Source organism: Mesorhizobium sp. M7A.F.Ca.US.006.04.2.1, from assembly GCF_004022915.1.
In the GTDB taxonomy this organism is placed as follows: Bacteria; Pseudomonadota; Alphaproteobacteria; order Rhizobiales; family Rhizobiaceae; genus Mesorhizobium; species Mesorhizobium ciceri.
The window spans coordinates 1-1,313 of record NZ_RZQA01001242.1 but is presented as its reverse complement, the minus strand read 5'-3'; the positions used below and the strand labels follow the sequence as shown (position 1 = coordinate 1,313).

The window sequence follows — 1,313 nt, the reverse complement described above, 5'->3', positions numbered from 1 at the left end:
CCGGCGAGCGTGTGCGCAAGGATCACCGTGCGCTGGACCGGCACGCCGGAAAAATGCGCGGCTTCGGCATTCTCCCCGACCGAGGCGACGTAGCGGCCAAAGACGGTCCGCGACAGCAGCAGCCACACCAAAGCGGTCAGCAGGACCCAGAACAGCACCGGCGTCGGAACCGACAGGAATTTCGTGTTGTAGAGGTCGTTGAACAGCTTCGGCACATCGCCGGGCGGATTGCCGCTCGACAGGAACTGCACCAGCCCGACCAGGATGATGCTGACCGCCAGCGTGACGATGACCGCCGACACCCGCCGGCTCCCTATCATGAAGCCGTTGAACAGGCCGATGACGAGGCCGGTACCGAGCGCCAGCACGACGAAGAAAGGCATCGACGCGCCGGGGAAAGTGCCTGACGAAATGAAATAGTTGATGAGCAGGATGATGCCGCCGCCGGAAAGGTCGATCGACTTCACCCGCATGACGACGAGCTGCCCCAGAACCAGGATGCCGAGCGGGACGATCTGCCTGACGAAGATACCCATGATGTTGAGGTTGAGCATGTTCGGTCGTGCGATCCACAGCGTGGCCAGCAGCACGAGGAAGACAAAATAGGACGGCGGTATGCGCAGCAGGCGCCGGGCGATCGGATTTGCGAGAACGGCAGCCATCTTTTATAGCCCCATCTTCTTGCGGGATTGCAGCCCGACCACCGCCAGCAGGATGCCGCCCTTGATCGCGGTCTGGACGAACGGCGAGACGTTGGCGAGGTTCATGCCATTGGCCAGCAGCGCCATGACCAGCGCGCCGATCACGGTGCCGTGCAGGCTGCCTATGCCACCGGAAAGCTGGGTGCCTCCAAGCGCCACGGCGGTGACGGTATCGAGTTCGAAAAGCAGCCCGACATTCGGATCGCCCGACACGATGCGCCCGGCCAGGAAGACACCGGCAACGGCTGCGAAACAGGAACAGATCACATAGGCGAGGATGATGTTGCGGCGGTCGGAGACGCCGAAATTGCGGGCAGCACTCTCGGCGCCGGACGCGATGCCGCCGCCGATCGCAAACAGATGCAGCCCATACCGGGATCCGTAGAGCAGTTTCCACGCTGCCAGGATCACGACGATGCCCCAGAAAACCGGATAGGGAATGCCGAGGAAACTGCCCGAGACGGCATCGATGACGATCTCCGGCACCGTGCCGCCGGAGACGGGCCGCAGGATGCGCGTGATGCCGAGCACGATGTACTGCGTCGACAGCGTCGCGATGATCGGATGGACGTTGAAACGGGTGATCGCCAGACCGTTGATCAGCCCGATGAC

General features: G+C 63.0%; 2 protein-coding genes. Both read right to left on the bottom strand.

Annotated elements, in window-relative coordinates:
• On the bottom strand, window positions 1–662 hold a 662-nt coding region (locus EN925_RS36235; RefSeq protein ID WP_164894673.1), incomplete at its 3' end, for an ABC transporter permease.
• Window positions 663–665: 3 nt separating this feature from the next.
• The coding region (locus tag EN925_RS36230; RefSeq protein ID WP_164894672.1) for an ABC transporter permease at window positions 666–1,313 on the bottom strand (648 nt) is incomplete at its 5' end.